Below are 18,064 nucleotides of genomic sequence, written 5' to 3' on the forward strand. Positions count from 1 at the left end.
ACGCGTTGCATTTGCGCCACATTTGCCCCCGTTTTGACATATCCGCCGCGCCGCCGCGGTTTTTTATTTTGTTTCCCACCGCTTAGCCTTTATAATGCGCAACGTCTATCAGTTGAATGGTTTCAGCCCTTGATCTGCGAAAACGCTATAACAACACGATCTGATCTTACCCCGTTGCGCAGCATCCCCGCGCCCCCGCGCGGGCTGAATTTTTCCGCCCCGCTTCAACTGTCGTCACCTATCCTTAACTATGTTTTTCACCACCAGGCACGGCCCAAATTCCCTACCGGCGTAAACCGCGCCGGTCAAATTCGTTTTTTTATCCATCACAACTTGTAGAAAACTCCGCCATGAAAAAGACCAAAATTGTTTGTACCATCGGTCCAAAAACCGAATCGGAAGAAATGCTGACCAACCTGCTCAATGCGGGCATGAACGTGATGCGTCTCAACTTCTCTCACGGCGACTATGAAGAGCACGGCAACCGCATCAAGAACATGCGCGCCGTGATGGCGAAAACCGGTATCAATGCTGGCATCCTGCTGGATACCAAAGGCCCGGAAATTCGCACCATGAAACTGGAAGGCGGTAAAGACGCCTCGCTGGTCGCCGGCCAAACCTTCACTTTCACCACCGACCAGAGCGTGATCGGCAACAGCGATCGCGTAGCGGTCACCTACGCCGGCTTCGCCGCCGACCTGAAGATCGGTAACACCGTGCTGGTAGACGACGGCCTGATCGGCATGGAAGTCACCAACGTGACCGAAAACGAAGTCATTTGTAAGGTGCTGAACAACGGCGATCTCGGCGAGAACAAGGGCGTCAACCTGCCGGGCGTTTCCATCCAGCTGCCTGCGCTGGCCGAAAAAGACAAACGCGACCTGATCTTCGGCTGCGAACAAGGCGTCGACTTCGTGGCGGCGTCCTTCATCCGCAAGCGCTCCGACGTGCTGGAGATCCGCGAACACCTGAAAGCCCACGGTGGTGAGCAAATCCAGATCATCTCCAAGATCGAAAACCAGGAAGGCCTGAACAATTTCGACGAGATCCTCGAAGCGTCCGACGGCATCATGGTTGCCCGTGGCGACTTGGGCGTCGAGATCCCGGTCGAAGAAGTGATCTTCGCCCAGAAGATGATGATCGAGAAATGCAACCGCGCGCGTAAAGTGGTGATCACCGCCACCCAGATGCTCGACTCCATGATCAAGAACCCGCGCCCTACCCGCGCGGAAGCCGGCGACGTTGCCAACGCCATCCTGGACGGTACCGATGCCGTCATGCTGTCCGGCGAGAGCGCCAAGGGCAAATACCCGCTGGAAGCGGTCAACATCATGGCCACCATCTGCGAGCGTACCGATCGCGTGATGCCTAGCCGCATCGATACCCTGAACGACCGTCGCAAGCTGCGCATCACCGAAGCGGTGTGCCGCGGTGCGGTTGAAACCGCCGAGAAACTGGACGCGCCGCTGATCGTCGTCGCCACCAGCGGCGGCAAGTCAGCGAAATCCGTGCGTAAATACTTCCCGAACGCGGTGATCCTGGCGCTGACCACCAATGAAACCACCGCGCATCAGCTGGTGCTGAGCAAGGGCGTTATCCCGCAGATGGTCAAGGAAATCGCCTCTACCGACGACTTCTACCGCATCGGTAAAGAAGCCGCGCTGGCCAGCGGCCTGGCGCAGAAAGGCGACGTCGTGGTGATGGTTTCCGGCGCGCTGGTGCCGAGCGGCACTACCAACACCGCCTCGGTACACGTGCTGTAATATAAAACGTGACATAATTACCTTGTTCAAAACGCCGCTTTGCGGCGTTTTTTTTATCGGCAGTAAACTATTTTTCTCAAAACGCAACCGCGATCCGCTCATTATTTAGCTAATAACAAATCGGAGTAGTCCCATGGAAGCCGGCTGTTTTCCCTCGTTTTTTTAACTAATTTGTAAAACCAGATGCAAGTTTGAGCGAACGATCAAAATAAAGCACCTCAACACTAAAAAATTATTCTCTTTCGAAAAAAGTTTGTGTAATACTTGTAACGCTACATGGAGATTAACTCAATCTAGAGGGTGTTATAATGAATCGTACTAAACTGGTACTGGGCGCGGTAATCCTGGGTTCCACTCTGCTGGCTGGCTGCTCTAGCAACGCTAAAATCGATCAACTGTCTTCTGACGTTCAGACTCTGAACGCTAAAGTTGATCAGCTGAGCAACGACGTGAACGCAATGCGTTCTGACGTTCAAGCGGCTAAAGACGACGCAGCACGCGCTAACCAGCGTCTGGACAACCAAGCTCACGCTTACAAAAAGTAAGTTAGCTTTGGTTATTGAAAACGGCGCACATTGTGCGCCGTTTTTTTTTGCCTGCTCATCGGCCCGGGGGTTCTCCTTCGGCAGACAAAAAAAAGAGGCTCAGCACGCTGAACCCCTCTTCGACCGCTCAGTCCTGCAAACTTAGTTCACTGAACTGATTGGCGCTGCCTTGAATGGGCTCTTATTCACCGCAGGCGCCGCTACAGGCGTTAAACTCACCTCAGACGGGTTCTCCCCCACGTTGACCAGCACCGGCATGCCAGAACGGCGTACAACCGCGCTATCGAACACGGCGCGATCGGTTTGCCCATCTGCAGCGAAGGCTTTCTCCGCTTTAGACAACGCAATCGGCATGGTCTGCGGATCGTCGCTTTCTACCCGCGACAGCGGCTGGTGCACTTCCACATAGCGTTTGCCGTCCGGCTCAACCGAAATCTTCACCGGATCGTTGATCACCTGCACCCGCGTACCGCGTGGCACCTGGTTGAACAGCGCTTCGATATCCGTCGGACGCAGACGAATACAGCCGGAGCTGACGCGCATGCCGATCCCGAAGTTGGCATTGGTGCCGTGGATCAGGTATTCACCGCGCCCCATCGCCAGACGCAGGGCGAACAGCCCCATCGGGTTCTCAGGGCCGGCCGGCACCACCGCAGGCAGCGTCACGCCTTGGGACTGATAGCGTTTGCGGATGTTGGCGGTAGGCGTCCAGGTCGGGTTGGGGATCTTCTGGCTCACGGAGGTCACTTCCAGCGGCGTGTGCATCCCGGTCTGGCCGATGCCGATCGGATAGACGATCACTTTGTTCTCGCCTTTCGGATAGTAGTAAAGGCGCAGCTCGGCCAGGTTGACGATGATCCCTTCACGCTTGGTGTCAGGCAGCAGCATTTGGGTCGGAATGGTCAGCACCGTACCCGGCTTAGGCAGGAACGGGTCGGTGCCAGGGTTGGCTTCCAGCATGCCCAGCAGGCCAATCTTGTAGTCGGCGGCGATCGCCTCCAGCGGACGGCCGTCGTTTGGCACGGTATAAGTGGTGTTTTCACCGATCAGACGGCTGTCCGGCGGCGGCAGCGGGTACTCGGTCGCACTGGCGGCCTGCGTGCCGGCCAATACGGTGGCGAAGACCATGCCCATTAAACTCAACGCACGTTTCATTATCATCCCTATATTTTTTATGACGGTTCGTCCCCAAGGCTAACGAGCGCCCGGCGGCGGGTAAATCAGACAATACCTGATTAATACTAGCAATGCTGACATCAAAGGCAATAAGTTCTCTAAAAATCAACACGTTATAACGTAATCACCGCCGTTGATTGTCAACGAAACGTCAACGGATAAGCTGCTGAAATATCACTGAATTGGGGATGTTATCTGGGGGGAAAGCGTGGATTGTAAAGGCTCATTGACAAAACGAATGTATCAATGAGCCCTCAAGAACGGGGGCGTTCAGGCTCAGGCCAGCTGCGTGGCTTTACTGCGAATGGCGCGGATCATCGCCTCCAGCCCCTGTGAACGCGAAGGCGTCAGGTGTTGGCTGAGCGCCAGCTCGGCGAAAAACGGCCGCACGTCGAGCTCGACAATCTGCTGCGGCGTCAATTGGCGATACAGAATAAACACCACCGCCAGCAGGCCTTTGACGATCGCCGCGTCGCTGTCGCCGTGAAACTCGACCTGCCCTTGCTCATCGAGGCGCATCACAATCCACACCTGGCTCTGACAGCCGGAGATCAGGTTGCCGGCCTGCCGCTCAGCCTCGTCCAGCGGCGGCAATTTGGCGCCGAGTTCAATCACGTACAGGTATTTCTCCTCCCAGTTCAAACAGCGGGAGAAATTTCGCACCAATTTATCTTTGTCCGGCAAATTCGCCATGGGGATCCTTTTGTACCGCCGGGGACGCGCCCCGGCCTAGCCTAATAGCTGATGAATGCGTTGCAGCCCGGCCACCAGCCGGTCCACCTCTTCGCGGGTATTATATAACGCCAGCGAAGCGCGGCACATGCTCGGCACCTGATAAAACGCCATCAGCGGCATGGCGCAGTGATGGCCGGTGCGAATGGCGATGCCGTACTGATCGAGGAAGCTGCCGACGTCATAGGCATGGTGTTCCCCCAGATTGAAGGCGATCACCCCGGCGCGATGGGCCGGGCCATAGACTTTCAGCGTCGGCACCTGGCTGAGCGCCTTCAGCGCGTAGTGCATCAGCGACTGTTCATAATCGTGGATCGCATTCAGGCCCAGGGCTTCAACGTAATCAAACGCCGCCCCCAGCCCCATGATGCCGGCGGTGTTCGGCGAACCGGCCTCGAAGCGCCACGGCGGATCGGCGAAGGTGGTGCCCGCCGTCAGGCTGACCTGGCGGATCATCGAGCCGCCCCCTTCCCACGGCGGCATCTGCTGCAGCAGCGCCTGGCGGCCATACAGCATGCCGATGCCGGAAGGACCGTACAGCTTGTGGCCGGAAAACACATAAAAATCGCAGTCCAGCGCCTGGACATCGACGCGCTGGTGCATCACCGCCTGCGCGCCGTCCACCAGCACCGTCAAATTCGGCGCCAGGGCTCTGGCGCGGGCGATAATGTCGCGCACCGGGTTGACGGTGCCCAGCACGTTGGAGACCTCGGTCAGCGCCAGCAGTTTACAGGACGCATCGACCAGTTCCGGCAGCCGCGCCAGATCCAGCGTACCGTCCGGCTGTAGCGGCCACACCCGCAGCTGCAGCCCGCGCTCCTCCGCCAGCATCTGCCACGGCACGATGTTGGCGTGGTGCTCCATCTCGGTGATGAGAATCGCATCGCCCGGCTGCAGCAGGTGGCGGCCAAAGCTGTTGGCCACCAGATTGATGCCTTCGGTGGTGCCCTTGACGAACACCATCTCTTCCGCCGAGGCGGCGTTGATAAAGCGCGCCGCCTGCTCCCGCACCGCTTCCATCTGCTGAGTCGCCTCGGCGCTCAGGGTGTGGATGCCGCGATGCACCGCCGCATAACCGTGGCGGTAGAACTCCAGCTCGCGGTCGATCACCGCCTGCGGTTTCTGCGCGCTGGCGGCGCTGTCGAGATAGGCCAGCGGTTGGCCGTTCACCTCACGCGCCAGCAGCGGAAAATCTCCGCGCACGCGTTCAATCGGATAACTCATGCAGCCTCCCCCGGCAGGCGCTGGGCGATGCGCGCCAGCACCCGTTCCCGGATGGTGTCGTTGGCGATGCCTTCGGTCAGCTCGGCGGCGAAGGCAAAGATAATCATCTGCTGCGCCGCATGTTTGTCGATGCCGCGCGACTGCAGATAGAACAGCTGCTCTTCATCGATACGCCCCACGGTGGCGCCGTGGCTGCATTTGACGTCGTCGGCGTAAATCTCCAGCTGCGGCTTGGTATCCACTTCCGCCACCTTACCCAACAGCAGGTTATGGTTGGTCATCTGGCCGTCGGTTTTGATCGCGTGCTTGGCCACTTTGATCATGCCGTTGAACACCGCCTTGCCGCGATCGCTGACCACGGTTTTATGCAGCTGGCGGCTTTCGCAATAGCCTTTGTTGTGCTCCAGATAGGTGCGGGTATCGCAGATCTCTTTGCCCACCGGCAGCACCAGGCTGTTGATCACCAGGTTTGCGCCTTCGCCGTTCAGCTGTGCGCTGGTGTTGTGCCGCGTCAGGCCGGCACCCAACAGGAAGCTGTCGCTTTTCACCCGCGCGTCGCGGCCGATAACCAGATCGTTATGGGCAAAGTGGTAGCTCGGCTGGCTCTCAAACGCCAGCTTGCAGTGCAACAGCCCGGCGTTGTCCGCCACGTTGGCGGTCAGGCGCGCGCCGGTGAAGTGCGCGGCCTCGCCCAGGCTGACATAGTGTTCAATCACTTCCGCCTCGGCGCCGCGCCCGATCTCCAGATGGTGACGATGATGCACGGTGTTCACTTCCCCGGTGGCGCCGCGTCCGCTGCTGATGTGCAGCAGGTACAGCGGGCGGGCCGGGGCCTTGCCGGCCGGCAAACGAATCAGGCTGGTTTCCTGCGCCAGGCTTTCGGTCAGGTGCAGGAAAATCTCCGGCTGGATCGGCTCCGGCAGCGCCTGCGGCGTGCCGTAGGCGGTCAACTCGAACTGGTAGTCGCCCAGATCGCCATCGCTGAGCGCGGCGCTGTAGCGGCCGTCGATAAACACCAGCCGACAGGCATCGATGCCGAGCGCCAGCGCCTCAAGCTGCTCTGCGCTCACCGGCGCGGGCTGCGGATCGAGGAACTGCTGCTCCAGCAGGCTCTCCAGCGGCGTGTATTTCCAGTTTTCATGCTTGCGCGTCGGCCAGCCGAGGCGCAGCGCCTGCTGCCAGTGCGCCAGCGCATGCGGCGAACGCTCGCCGCCGCGGCCTTCGAACAGGCGATACAGCTGCTGCAGCGCGTTTGAATTACTGTTGGTCGGTAAGCCAGCCATAGCCCTGCTCCTCCAACTGTTTCACCAGCGAGAAATCGCCGGATTTAACGATGCGCCCCTGGGACAGCACGTGTACGTAATCCGGTTTGATGTAGTCCAGAATGCGCTGATAGTGGGTCACGATGATAAAGGCGCGCTTGCCGTCCCGCAGCGAGTTGACGCCGTTGGCGACGATCTTCAGCGCGTCGATGTCCAGGCCCGAGTCGGTTTCATCGAGAATGCACAGATCCGGCTCCAGCGCCGCCATCTGCAGAATATCGTTGCGTTTTTTCTCACCGCCGGAGAAGCCGACGTTGACCGAACGGGTCAGCAGATCGGCCGGCATATCCAGCAACGCGATTTTCTCTTCGATGAAATCGGCGAAGTCAAAGCGATCAAGCGGCTCCTGCTCGCGGTATTTGCGCACCGCGTTGACCGACGTCTGCAGGAAGAAGTGGTTGCTGACGCCAGGGATCTCCACCGGGTACTGGAAGGCCAGGAACACGCCTTCGCCGGCGCGATCTTCCGGATCCAGCTCCAGCAGATCCTTGCCCTTGAAGGTGACTTCCCCTTCGGTCACTTCGTACTCTTCACGCCCGGCCAGCGTGGCGGACAGCGTGCTCTTGCCCGAGCCGTTCGGCCCCATGATGGCGTGCACTTCGCCCGGTTTGATCTCCAGATCCAATCCCTTGAGGATCTCGTTGCCTTCCACGCTGACTTTCAAATTCTTGATGCTTAACATGCTGTGTCCTCAGATAGCGCCGACGGCGCTAAAAATGCGGCGATTAACCCACGCTGTGTTCCAGGCTGATGGCCAGAAGTTTCTGCGCCTCGACGGCGAACTCCAGCGGCAGCTCGGAGAAAACGTCCTTGCAGAAACCGTTGACGATCATCGAAATGGCGTCATCCTCGCTGATGCCGCGCTGCAGGCAGTAGAACAGCTGGTCGTCGCCGATCTTCGAGGTAGTGGCTTCGTGCTCCAGCTGAGCGCTGTTGTTGCGTGCTTCAACGTAAGGGAACGTGTGGGCACCGCTGTCCGGCCCGATCAGCATCGAGTCGCACTGGGTAAAGTTACGGGCGTTTTCCGCCCCCGGCAGGATTTTCACCAGGCCGCGATAGGTGTTCTCGCTGTGGCCGGCGGAGATGCCTTTGGCGATGATGGTCGACTTGGTGTTTTTGCCGATGTGGATCATCTTGGTGCCGGTGTCCGCCTGCTGATGGCCGCTGGTCAGCGCCACCGAGAAAAATTCGCCGATCGAATTGTCGCCCTGCAAAATCACGCTCGGGTATTTCCAGGTGATGGCCGAGCCGGTTTCCGACTGGGTCCAGGACATTTTCGAGCCGGCGCCTTCACACAGCGCGCGCTTGGTGACGAAGTTGAGGATGCCGCCCTTGCTCTCGCCGCCGGAGAACCAGTTCTGCACCGTCGAGTATTTCACTTCGGCGTCTTTATGCAGGATCACTTCCACCACCGCCGCGTGCAGCTGGTAGCTGTCGCGCACCGGGGCCGAGCAGCCTTCGATGTAGCTGACATAGCTGCCTTCGTCGGCGATCAGGATGGTGCGCTCGAACTGGCCGGTTTTGGCGGCGTTGATACGGAAATAGGTCGACAGCTCCATCGGGCAGCGCACGCCTTTCGGCACATAGACGAAGGTGCCGTCGGAGGCCACCGCGGCGTTCAGCGCAGCGAAGAAGTTATCGTTGGAGGGCACCACGCGGCCCAGGTACTGACGCACCAGATCCGGGTATTCCTGGATCGCTTCGCCGAACGAGCAGAAGATCACCCCGCTCTCCGCCAGTTTTTCACGGTAAGTGGTAGCGACCGAGACCGAGTCGAAGATGGCGTCCACCGCCACCTCGCTGCCCTCGCGCACCGGCACGCCGAGCTGATTGAACGCCAGCTCCACTTCGCTGGTCAGGTAATCTTTTTCCGTCGCCGCGCCCGGTTGCTGCTCGGCGCCGGGTTGCGAACCGCAGGCATCGTCGCAGCTGCCGCAGGACGGCGCCGAATAGTAACTGTAGTCCTGGTAGTTCAGGCGATCGTAATTGGCCTTCAGCCAGTGCGGCTCTTCCATCTGCAGCCAGGCGCGGTAGGCCTCAAGGCGGAATTCCAGCATCCACTCGGGTTCGTTGCGCTTGGCCGAGATGGCGCGCACCACCTCTTCGTTGATGCCTTTGGCCAACTCATCGGTTGCCAGCTGGGTGAAGAAACCTTCTTTGTAGCGACCTTCGCTGACCCAAGCCTGCACTTCATTAGGCATTTCTACATTGCTTCGTGTCATGTTGATTGCATCGCTCAAACGCCAAAGCTCTCGCCGCACCCGCAGGCATGCTGAGCTTTAGGGTTGTTGAATTTGAATATCTGATTCAGCCCTTCGCGGACATAATCTACCGTGGTGCCGTCGATGAACGGCATAGCCTTCAGCGGCACATAGAGTTTGGCGCCGTCGCGCTCAAACAGCAGATCGTCATCGGCGGGTTCGCGGGTCAGATCCAGCACATAGGCAAAGCCGGCGCAGCCGGATTGTTTCACCCCTAGCTGCAGCCCTTTCACCTGCGGATCCTGCTGCATCAGTTTCGTTATTTGTCGTACGGCGCTGTCGCTGAGCGAAATGCCTTGCCAGACATTTTCATCCAGAGAAAAAGTGCCGACATTTTCCGTTTGCATAGGGTCTACCTCACACTCGTGTTTGGCCACAGCCAATCTGGGTTGCTTATATGTTAGTGATAACGATTATCACTTCAACCGTTTGTTTTGCGGGGGTATCCGCCGCGAGCGCGGTTTTTCGCTGCGGCGCGCGGCAAGCCAACGGGACACCCGTGGCGGCTTGCGGCGTCAGGCGGCAAGGTGTGCATGCTATCCCTATGAATTCGTTATCTATCCTGCATCACCGTACCGCACTCCCCGGTGGCCCGTCAGCGTTACAGCGCTGCGGTGCGTTGCCGATCTAAACATTCATAGAAAATACCTATTTCTGCATTCTGTCTGTCGTAAATGTGCGTTTATCGGCATTTCGTGGCGCGGCGCAAGCGCGCGGCCCTCAGGTTAAAGTTTAGTCGCTCAGGATTAAGTTGGGTCGGCGGCGGTCTTTTACCCTCCTGAGCAATAAAAAAACGCCGCGCCGGGATTGATCGGCAACGCGGCAGTTTATATGATAATGATTATCATTCAATTTGAATTTGAGCGCGAAGCCAATGACTCTTTCGATCAACGCATGGTTGCTGGGCAAGATTGATGAATACAAATTCAGCGTGCGCGACGCCACGGTGGACTTTTATATGGCCGAAGCGGCGCTGCGGCGCCCGGAATGCAATATCGACCATCTGAAGCGGTACAACAGCGTCAGCCTCACCATGGCCAATCTGTGCCTGGAGAACGGCGACGACGACAGCTACCTGCACGCGCTCAGCAAACTGCACAACCGGCTGATCGTCGAGATCAACAACCCACAGCGCTGCCAGCTGTTTCGGGTGCAAAGCTACCACTTCGCCCGCCACACGCTGACGCTGATCTGCCAAAAATATGCAATGGAAGGCACCTGGGAGAAGGCGAACGCGTTTCAAAAGGACTTCGTCAAACGCGTGCCGTTTCAGCTGTAAGGCGAAAGGCTCCGCAGGCCGAACGCCTGCGGAAACCGGCGGGAATCAGTCGATGACCGCCGTGGTCAGACGCGAGGTGCAGCACAGCCGATCGCGCGCGTCGAAGATCTCGATTTGCCACACCTGATGGCGACGGCCGACGTGCAGTGCGCGACACACCCCGCGCACCTGGCCATCGAACACCGCGCGCAGGTGGTTGGCGTTGATCTCCAGCCCCACCACTTTCTGCTCGCCTTCGCTGCACAGGTAGCCGGCCATCGATCCCATCGATTCCGCCAGCACCACCGATGCCCCGCCGTGCAACAGCCCGAACGGCTGCCGGGTGCGGCCATCGACCGGCATAGTGGCCTCGAGGAAATCTTCGCCCAGCTGGGTAAACTCGATGCCCACATGGCTGACCATGCAGCCGTCGCCGGCGCGGTTCAGCTGCTCCAGCGATGTTTCACGTTTCCACAATTTCACTCAATCATCTCCAGAAGTGCCTGTAATGGGTGGCGCACGCCATTGCCCTCGATGCGTTTCACCTGGCTGCGGCAGGAATAGCCGGTCGCCAGGCAGCGCTGCCGCGGCAAACGCTGCAGCGTCGGATGCCATGATAGCTCATAAATGCCGAGCGAGTTTTGCAGGTTCTTGGCTTCATGGCCGTAAGTGCCCGCCATGCCGCAGCAGCCGACGCTGACGTTCTCCAGTTTAGCGCCGAAGCGGGCGAAGATCGCCGCCCACTGTTGGCCGCTGGCCGGCAGCGCGGTGGTTTCGGTGCAGTGGCCGAACAGATACCACGGCTCGCCGGTCGCCGGCTGTTCGGCGCGATCCGCAATCCGCTGCTGCAGCCATTCATGCACCAGCTGCACCTGGAAATCGCCGCGTTCGGCGCCGAGGATCTCGCGGTATTCGTCGCGGTAGCACAGCACCAGCGCCGGATCAACGCCCACCAGCGGCATGCCGAGCTGCGCCACACGGTTGAGGAAATCGGCGGTTTTGCGCGCGGTGCGGGCAAAGCGCGTCAGGAAACCTTTCACATGCTGCGCCTTGCCGTTCGGCGAGAACGGCAGCAGCACCGGTTGATAGCCGAGCTTCTCCACCAGGCGGACAAAGTCCGCCACCACTTTGGCGTCGTAATAGCTGGTGAACGGATCCTGAACGATAAGCACGTGTTCTGCGCGCTGCTCGGCGCTTAGCCCTTCCAGCTGCTCCAGCGTCAGCGTGGTCGCGCGGTGGCCGGACAGCTGCTGACGCAGCGTCGGGCTGGACAGCAGCGGCAGATCGACCATGCCGATGGCGTTGCGGCTCATCTCCCGCAGCCACGGCTGGCGGAAGAAGAAGTTGAACACCTTCGGCGCGCGGGCCATCAACGGGGTATAGCTCTCCACGCCGGCGACCATGTAGTCGCTTACCGGGCGCAGATAGCGGGTGTGGTAGAGCTGCAGGAAGCGCGAACGGAATCCCGGCACGTCAATCTTGATCGGGCACTGGGTGGAGCAGGCCTTGCAGGCCAGGCAGCCGGACATCGCCTCTTTCACTTCGTGCGAGAAGTCATACTCGCCCTTGCCCGCGTGCCAGCTGTTGCGGGTCTTTTCGATCAGACCGCGCAGGCTGACTCGCTGCTGCGGCAACTGTTTTTCCAGCGCCAAAGGATCGACGCCCTGCTCGGCCAACAGACGCAACCACTCGCGCACCAGCGTCGCCCGCCCTTTCGGTGAATGAATGCGGTTGCCGCTGATCTTCATCGACGGGCACATCGGGCTGCGCACGTCGAAGTTGAAGCACAGGCCGTTGCCGTTACACTCCAGCGCGCCGCGGAATGAGGTGCGCACCTCGACCGGGATCTGGCGATCGAAGGTGCCGCGCTTGACCGCGTCCACCTGCATCATCGGCGCATCCACCGCCAGCGGCGAACAGATCTTGCCCGGGTTCAGACGGTTATCCGGGTCGAATGCCGCCTTGATGCGGCGCAGCTCTTCATACAACGTTTCGCCGAAGAACTCAGGGCTGTATTCCGCGCGGAACCCCTTGCCGTGCTCCCCCCACAGCAGGCCGCCGTATTTGGCGGTCAGCGCCACCACCCGATCGGAGATCTGCTTCATCAGCACCTCCTGCTGCGGGTCGCACATGTCGAGCGCCGGGCGCACGTGCAGCACCCCGGCATCGACGTGGCCGAACATGCCGTAGCTCAGGTGGTGGTCGTCGAGCAGTTGACGGAATTCGACGATATAGTCCGCCAGGTGTTGCGGCGGCACGCAGGTGTCCTCGGCGAACGGAATCGGCTTGGCGCGCCCTTTGGCGTTGCCCAGCAGCCCGACCGCCTTCTTGCGCATGTTGTAAATGCGCTCGATGCCCGGCAGATCGCCGCAGATTTGGTAACCGATCACGCCGCCCTGCCGCTGCGCGATCAGTTCGTCCAGCCGTTGGCACAGGGTTTCCATCTGGCCATCGATCAGCGCCCGATCGTCGCCGGCGAACTCGACGATGTTCAGCCCGAGCATCTCTTTATCCGGCACGTCGGCGATCAGTTCGTTCACCGAGTGCCAAACGATGTCTTCACGCGCCAGGTTCAGCACCTTGGAATCGATGGTTTCCACCGACAGCGCCTTGGCTTCGACCATAAAGGGCGCATTGCGCAGCGCCGAGTCGAAGGAGTCGTATTTTACGTTAACCAAACGGCGCACTTTCGGCAGCGGCGTGATGTCCAGCCGCGCCTCGGTGATAAACGCCAGCGTGCCTTCGGCGCCGGTCAGGATGCGCGTCAGATCGAAGGTTTGCAGATCGTCGCTCAGCACGTGGCGCAGATCGTAACCGGTGAGGAAGCGGTTGAGCTTGGGGAATTTCTCCAGGATCAGCGCACGCTGCTCGCGGCAGCGGTTGAGCACCGTGCGGTAGATGCGCCCTTCGGCGGTCTCTTCCAGAGCAATCGTTTCCGCCAGCGCCGTCGGCATGGCGCGGGTATCGATCATCTCACCGCCCAGCAGCACCGCCCGCAGGCCCAATACGTGATCGGAGGTTTTGCCGTACACCAGCGAGCCCTGGCCGGAGGCGTCGGTGTTGATCATGCCGCCCAGCGTGGCGCGGTTACTGGTGGACAGTTCCGGCGAGAAGAAGTAGCCGAACGGCCGCAGATATTGATTCAGCTGATCCTTGATCACCCCGGCTTCGACTTTTACCCAGCCCTGTTCGACGTTGATCTCCAGAATGCGGTTCATATGGCGCGACATATCGACCACAATGCCGGTATTGAGCGACTGGCCGTTGGTGCCGGTGCCGCCGCCGCGTGGGCTGAAGGTCAGCGTCTTGAATCGCTCTTCCCCGGCCAGGCGGGCGATCAGCGCCACGTCGGCGGTGGAACGGGGGAACACCACCGCATCGGGCAACAGCTGATAGATGCTGTTGTCGGTGGCCATCGTCAGCCGGTCAGCGTAGCTGGTGGCGGTGTCGCCGTTGAATCCGTTTTGCTTCAGTGCTTCCAAAAAGTCGAGCCCCCGTTGAACGAGGCCGGGCGCCTGAGAAATCTGTGGGATCATTCGCTTTTTTGACCCTGTCCGTCTATTTTTTATGCGCTGATGTACGCTGAATCGGGCCTTTAATTCAGACCCACCCTATTTTTTAGTGACACTAAAAACTAACATACTCGTTTAGTGAAGGCATTCACATTATTACCGCCCTGCGAGCGCCGCCACAGGCGGCCGCCCGGCGGTGAGAAACCGACCGACAGGCACCCCGATTCCCCGGTGCCAGGGATTTAATTGACCAGGATGAGAAGCCACTGATGCCACTCCCGCAATCGCGTTACGACTTACCGCGAATTATTTTCGGCGTGCTGTTTATCGCCATCATGATCGTCGCCTGTTTTTGGGTGATCCAACCGTTTATTCTCGGCTTCGCCTGGGCGGGCATGGTGGTGATCGCCACCTGGCCGCTGCTGCTCAAACTGCAAAAACTGCTGTGGGGCCGCCGTTCGCTGGCGGTGTTGGTCATGACCCTGCTGCTGATCCTGCTGTTCATTCTGCCAATATCCCTGCTGATCAGCAGCGTGGTGGATAACAGCGCGCCGCTGATCGCCTGGGCCAGTTCACCGGGCAAGCTGCACATTCCCGACCTCGCCTGGCTGCAGTCCGTGCCGATGATCGGCGACAGGCTCTACACCAGCTACCACACGCTGGTTAACGCCGGCGGCGCCGCGCTGCTGGCGAAGGTGCAGCCGTACTTCGGCCAGACCGCCACCTGGTTCGTGGCGCAGGCGGCGCATATCGGCCGTCTGCTGCTGCACTGCGCGCTGATGTTGCTGTTCAGCGCATTGCTGTATGCACGCGGCGAGCAGGTGGCACTGGGTATCCGCCACTTTGCGGTGCGCCTCGGTTCTGCGCGCGGCGATGCGGCGGTGCTGTTAGGCGGCCAGGCGATCCGCGCTGTCGCGCTGGGCGTGGTGGTGACGGCGCTGGTACAGTCGGTGCTGGGCGGTATCGGTCTGGCGGTGAGCGGCATTCCGGCCGCCACCCTGTTGACGATGCTGATCTTTATCTGCTGCGTGGCGCAATTGGGGCCGCTGTTGGTGCTGGTGCCGGCCATCATCTGGCTGTACTGGCATGGCGATACCACCTGGGGCACCGTGCTGCTGGTCTGGAGCTGCGTGGTAGCCACGCTGGATAACGTGCTGCGCCCGGTGCTGATCCGCATGGGTGCCGATCTGCCGCTGCTGTTGATCCTGTCCGGCGTTATCGGCGGTTTGCTGGCCTTCGGCATGATTGGCCTGTTCATCGGCCCGGTGGTGTTGGCGGTGTCTTATCGCCTGCTGACCGCCTGGATGGATGAAGCGCCGGAGCCGACCACCACGCCGGAGCAAGTCATCGAAGATCTGGAAAAACGCTAATCCCACTTCCGCCCGCATCGTCGGGCGGAATATTTCGCCCCATCATTATTCCTACCTCATTCGAGTAATATCTTCGTCAAATATAATGCCGCCCTATATTGATTGGGGCTCGGCGAATGAAAGGTGCAATGTAAAGCCCTGTTTGTTGTAAGCGATAAAAAGAGATAACGCCCGCAAATAAAATGTGATGCCGCTATCGATTAGGATGATTCTTAATGACTAGTCGCGTTCAAAAATCTAGTATTATGGCCATCTATTGCTTCAAATCACTGATTTTAAAGCAACCTTTCTGAACAATGTAATGCCATACATGTGAATTGCTGTGTGTAGTCTTTGCCCATCTCCTACGGTGGGCTTTTTTTTATTCTTTTTTCGCCAAATTGATTATTTTACGCGCCGTTATTTACATTCAGAAATAAAAAGGCCGCAGCGTAAACTGCGGCCTGGCGTTAATGCCTTAGCGATGCCGAGACAGTATTTCTTTTTCGACAAATTGATCCAGGTCTGCACCACGGTGTCCGGATTGAGCGACAGGCTGTCGATGCCCTGCTCCATCAGCCACTCGGCGAAGTCTTCGTGGTCGGACGGGCCCTGGCCGCAGATGCCGACGTATTTGCCGTGGCGCTTGGCCGCCTGAATCGCCATCGACAGCAGCGCTTTCACCGCCTCGTTGCGTTCGTCGAACAGCTCCGACACCACGCCGGAATCGCGATCCAGCCCCAGCGCCAGCTGGGTCATGTCGTTGGAACCGATAGAGAAGCCGTCGAAGTGCTCGAGGAACTGATCCGCCAACAGCGCATTGGACGGGATCTCGCACATCATGATCACTTTCAGCCCGTTTTCGCCGCGCTTCAGCCCCTGACGCGCCAGCTCGGCCACCACCGCTTCCGCCTGCGCCACGGTGCGCACGAACGGCACCATGATTTCGACGTTGGTCAGCCCCATTTCGTTACGCACGCGTTTCACCGCCTCGCACTCCAGCGCGAAGCAATCGCGGAAGCTGTCGGCCACGTAACGGCCGGCGCCGCGGAAGCCCAGCATCGGGTTCTCTTCGTGCGGTTCATACTTGTCACCGCCCACCAGGTTGGCGTACTCGTTGGATTTGAAGTCGGACAGCCGCACGATCACGCGCTTCGGCCAGAAGGCGGCGCCCAGCGTCGCGATGCCCTCGGTCAGGCGGCCGACGTAGAACTCGACCGGATGATCGTAACCCTGCATCAGCGCGCGAATTTCGTTTTGCAGCGCCGGCGTCTGCTGGTCAAACTCCAGCAGCGCACGCGGGTGCACGCCGATCATGCGGTTGATGATAAATTCCAGCCGCGCCAGGCCCACGCCTTCATTCGGCAAACGCGCAAAGTCGAAGGCGCGATCCGGGTTGCCGACGTTCATCATGATCTTCAGCGGCAGATCCGGCAGCTCGGTCACTTCGGAACTCTGCACGCTAAAGTCCAGCATATCGCTGTAAACGAAGCCGGTGTCGCCTTCCGCGCAGGAGACGGTGACTTTCTGGCCGTCTTTCAGCACGTCGGTGGCGTGGCCACAGCCCACCACCGCCGGAATGCCCAGCTCACGGGCGATGATCGCCGCGTGGCAGGTGCGCCCGCCGCGGTTGGTGACGATCGCGGCGGCTTTCTTCATGATCGGTTCCCAATCCGGGTCGGTCATGTCGGTGACCAACACGTCGCCCGGCTGGATGCGATCCATTTCGCTGATGTCGTGGATCACTTTCACCGGGCCGGCGCCGATGCGGTGGCCGATGGCGCGGCCTTCCACCAGCACCGGGCTGGAGCCGTTCAGCTGGTAGCGCTCCATGGTCTGCTCGTTGGAGCGTACGGTCTCCGGGCGTGCCTGCACGATCAGCAGCTTGCCGGTATGGCCGTCTTTCGCCCACTCGATATCCATCGGGCGACCGTAATGTTTTTCGATCAGGATCGCCTGCTGCGCCAGCGCCTGCACTTCTTCATCCGTCAGCGAGAAACGGCTGCGCTGCGCTTCCGGCACGTCTTCGATGCGCACCTGCTTGCCGTGATCCTGCGACGGTGCGTACACCATGCGGATCTTTTTCGAGCCCAGGTTGCGGCGCACGATCGCCGGCTTGCCGTTTTGCAGCGTCGGTTTGTGCACGTAGAACTCATCCGGGTTCACCGCGCCCTGCACCACCATTTCGCCCAGGTCGAAGGCGGAGGTGATGAATACCACCTGATCAAAGCCGGACTCAGTGTCGATGGTGAACATCACGCCCGAGGAGGCCAGATCGGAGCGCACCATCCGCTGTACACCCGCCGACAGCGCCACGCCGCGGTGGTCATAGCCCTGATGCACGCGATACGAGATGGCGCGGTCGTTGAACAGCGACGCGAACACGTGCTTGATCGCCACCATCACGGCGTCGATGCCCTGCACGTTGAGGAAGGTTTCCTGCTGGCCGGCAAAGGACGCGTCCGGCATGTCTTCCGCCGTGGCGGAGGAGCGCACCGCAAAAGAGGCTTCCGGTTCGCCATCGGCGAGCTGTTGGTAAGCCTGATGAATTTCACGTTCGAACTCGGCGTGGAACGGCGTGTCGATCACCCATTGGCGGATCTGGGCGCCGGCCTTGGCCAGTTGTGCAACGTCGTCAACGTCGGTCTGATCCAGTAGCTGATAGATGCGCTGGTTAACACCGCTTTGTTCGAGGAAATCGTTAAACGCCTGTGCGGTGGTGGCAAAACCGTTTGGCACGGCCACGCCCAAATCGGAAAGATTGGTGATCATTTCACCGAGGGAGGCGTTTTTGCCGCCGACACGGTCAACGTCGTGCATGCCAAGCTGGTTGTACCAAAGCACATTACGCAAGTCTGGGCCATTGTTGGACATCGAGACAATCCTTATTGCTATCAGTAGGGTAAAGACGGATTTAATTCG

At 59.7% G+C, this 18,064-nt stretch carries 13 protein-coding genes, 1 other RNA gene and 1 pseudogene; 5 read left to right on the forward strand and 10 right to left on the reverse strand.

The features are described from left to right. Positions 1–350 precede the first annotated feature (350 nt). Complete coding sequence (gene pykF / locus AC4PR2_RS09100) at positions 351–1,763, forward strand: pyruvate kinase PykF (RefSeq protein ID WP_060419184.1); 1,413 nt, start codon at positions 351–353, stop codon at positions 1,761–1,763. Between the two features lie 308 nt (positions 1,764–2,071). Beyond that, positions 2,072–2,308, forward strand: coding sequence for a major outer membrane lipoprotein (locus tag AC4PR2_RS09105; protein WP_004931354.1), 237 nt, complete (start codon positions 2,072–2,074; stop codon positions 2,306–2,308). Positions 2,309–2,449: 141 nt separating this feature from the next. Here AC4PR2_RS09105 and AC4PR2_RS09110 read toward each other — a convergent pair whose 3' ends face one another. From AC4PR2_RS09110 to sufA, 7 genes are all read right to left on the reverse strand, one after another. Further along, a complete protein-coding gene (locus AC4PR2_RS09110) occupies positions 2,450–3,463 on the reverse strand; it encodes a L,D-transpeptidase family protein (RefSeq protein ID WP_197804180.1) in 1,014 nt (337 codons plus the stop codon). A gap of 297 nt (positions 3,464–3,760) precedes the next feature. Further along, positions 3,761–4,177: a cysteine desulfuration protein SufE gene (gene sufE / locus AC4PR2_RS09115; RefSeq protein WP_060440061.1), complete on the reverse strand. Its 417-nt coding sequence runs from the start codon at positions 4,175–4,177 to the stop codon at positions 3,761–3,763. Between the two features lie 36 nt (positions 4,178–4,213). Then, the gene (gene sufS, locus AC4PR2_RS09120) at positions 4,214–5,440 is read right to left on the reverse strand and encodes a cysteine desulfurase SufS (RefSeq protein ID WP_087763495.1); all 1,227 of its coding nucleotides are present in this window, start codon (positions 5,438–5,440) and stop codon (positions 4,214–4,216) included. Next, on the reverse strand, positions 5,437–6,723 hold the full coding sequence (gene sufD / locus AC4PR2_RS09125) for a Fe-S cluster assembly protein SufD (RefSeq protein ID WP_055317084.1): 1,287 nt from the start codon (positions 6,721–6,723) through the stop codon (positions 5,437–5,439). The genes sufS and sufD overlap by 4 nt, the downstream gene beginning before the upstream one ends. Further along, positions 6,698–7,444 (reverse strand): Fe-S cluster assembly ATPase SufC, encoded by a 747-nt coding sequence (gene sufC, locus AC4PR2_RS09130; protein ID WP_004931365.1) that lies wholly within the window; start codon positions 7,442–7,444, stop codon positions 6,698–6,700. Before sufC ends, sufD begins: the two co-directional genes overlap by 26 nt. A 43-nt stretch (positions 7,445–7,487) precedes the next feature. Beyond that, positions 7,488–8,984 carry a Fe-S cluster assembly protein SufB gene (sufB, locus tag AC4PR2_RS09135; protein WP_033638360.1) on the reverse strand — a complete coding sequence of 499 codons (1,497 nt, stop codon included), beginning with the start codon at positions 8,982–8,984 and terminating at the stop codon, positions 7,488–7,490. Between the two features lie 14 nt (positions 8,985–8,998). Next, positions 8,999–9,370, reverse strand: coding sequence for a Fe-S cluster assembly scaffold SufA (sufA, locus tag AC4PR2_RS09140; RefSeq protein ID WP_004931368.1), 372 nt, complete (start codon positions 9,368–9,370; stop codon positions 8,999–9,001). 527 nt (positions 9,371–9,897) lie between these two features. On the opposite strand from sufA, the gene AC4PR2_RS09145 reads away from it, so the two are divergent. Continuing rightward, positions 9,898–10,302, forward strand: a complete 405-nt coding sequence (locus AC4PR2_RS09145) for a hypothetical protein (RefSeq protein ID WP_047727659.1) — start codon at positions 9,898–9,900, stop codon at positions 10,300–10,302. A gap of 45 nt (positions 10,303–10,347) precedes the next feature. Here AC4PR2_RS09145 and menI read toward each other — a convergent pair whose 3' ends face one another. Continuing rightward, positions 10,348–10,764, reverse strand: coding sequence for a 1,4-dihydroxy-2-naphthoyl-CoA hydrolase (gene menI / locus AC4PR2_RS09150; RefSeq protein ID WP_016927938.1), 417 nt, complete (start codon positions 10,762–10,764; stop codon positions 10,348–10,350). Continuing rightward, the gene (gene ydiJ / locus AC4PR2_RS09155; protein ID WP_492175049.1) at positions 10,761–13,817 is read right to left on the reverse strand and encodes a D-2-hydroxyglutarate dehydrogenase YdiJ; all 3,057 of its coding nucleotides are present in this window, start codon (positions 13,815–13,817) and stop codon (positions 10,761–10,763) included. Before ydiJ ends, menI begins: the two co-directional genes overlap by 4 nt. A 245-nt stretch (positions 13,818–14,062) precedes the next feature. On the opposite strand from ydiJ, the gene ydiK reads away from it, so the two are divergent. Then, positions 14,063–15,163: an AI-2E family transporter YdiK gene (gene ydiK, locus AC4PR2_RS09160; RefSeq protein WP_049200275.1), complete on the forward strand. Its 1,101-nt coding sequence runs from the start codon at positions 14,063–14,065 to the stop codon at positions 15,161–15,163. Between the two features lie 255 nt (positions 15,164–15,418). Continuing rightward, an RNA gene (gene rprA, locus AC4PR2_RS09165) (antisense sRNA RprA) lies at positions 15,419–15,528 on the forward strand. Between the two features lie 118 nt (positions 15,529–15,646). On the opposite strand, the pseudogene ppsA reads toward rprA, so the two are convergent. Beyond that, positions 15,647–18,016: pseudogene (gene ppsA / locus AC4PR2_RS09170) on the reverse strand (phosphoenolpyruvate synthase); the annotation flags it as partial. Positions 18,017–18,064 lie beyond the last annotated feature (48 nt).

This window comes from Serratia sp. A07 (genome assembly GCF_058725505.1).

What these genes read in the sequence shown, in the direction of transcription:
- sufS (WP_087763495.1), bottom strand. Translation starts at nt 5,440, where the DNA reads ATGAGTTATCCGATTGAACGCGTGCGCGGAGATTTTCCGCTGCTGGCG.
- AC4PR2_RS09110 (WP_197804180.1), bottom strand. Translation starts at nt 3,463, where the DNA reads ATGAAACGTGCGTTGAGTTTAATGGGCATGGTCTTCGCCACCGTATTG.
- AC4PR2_RS09145 (WP_047727659.1), top strand. Translation starts at nt 9,898, where the DNA reads ATGACTCTTTCGATCAACGCATGGTTGCTGGGCAAGATTGATGAATAC.
- ydiJ (WP_492175049.1), bottom strand. Translation starts at nt 13,817, where the DNA reads ATGATCCCACAGATTTCTCAGGCGCCCGGCCTCGTTCAACGGGGGCTC.
- sufD (WP_055317084.1), bottom strand. Translation starts at nt 6,723, where the DNA reads ATGGCTGGCTTACCGACCAACAGTAATTCAAACGCGCTGCAGCAGCTG.
- ydiK (WP_049200275.1), top strand. Translation starts at nt 14,063, where the DNA reads ATGCCACTCCCGCAATCGCGTTACGACTTACCGCGAATTATTTTCGGC.
- sufA (WP_004931368.1), bottom strand. Translation starts at nt 9,370, where the DNA reads ATGCAAACGGAAAATGTCGGCACTTTTTCTCTGGATGAAAATGTCTGG.
- pykF (WP_060419184.1), top strand. Translation starts at nt 351, where the DNA reads ATGAAAAAGACCAAAATTGTTTGTACCATCGGTCCAAAAACCGAATCG.
- AC4PR2_RS09105 (WP_004931354.1), top strand. Translation starts at nt 2,072, where the DNA reads ATGAATCGTACTAAACTGGTACTGGGCGCGGTAATCCTGGGTTCCACT.
- sufE (WP_060440061.1), bottom strand. Translation starts at nt 4,177, where the DNA reads ATGGCGAATTTGCCGGACAAAGATAAATTGGTGCGAAATTTCTCCCGC.
- sufB (WP_033638360.1), bottom strand. Translation starts at nt 8,984, where the DNA reads ATGACACGAAGCAATGTAGAAATGCCTAATGAAGTGCAGGCTTGGGTC.
- sufC (WP_004931365.1), bottom strand. Translation starts at nt 7,444, where the DNA reads ATGTTAAGCATCAAGAATTTGAAAGTCAGCGTGGAAGGCAACGAGATC.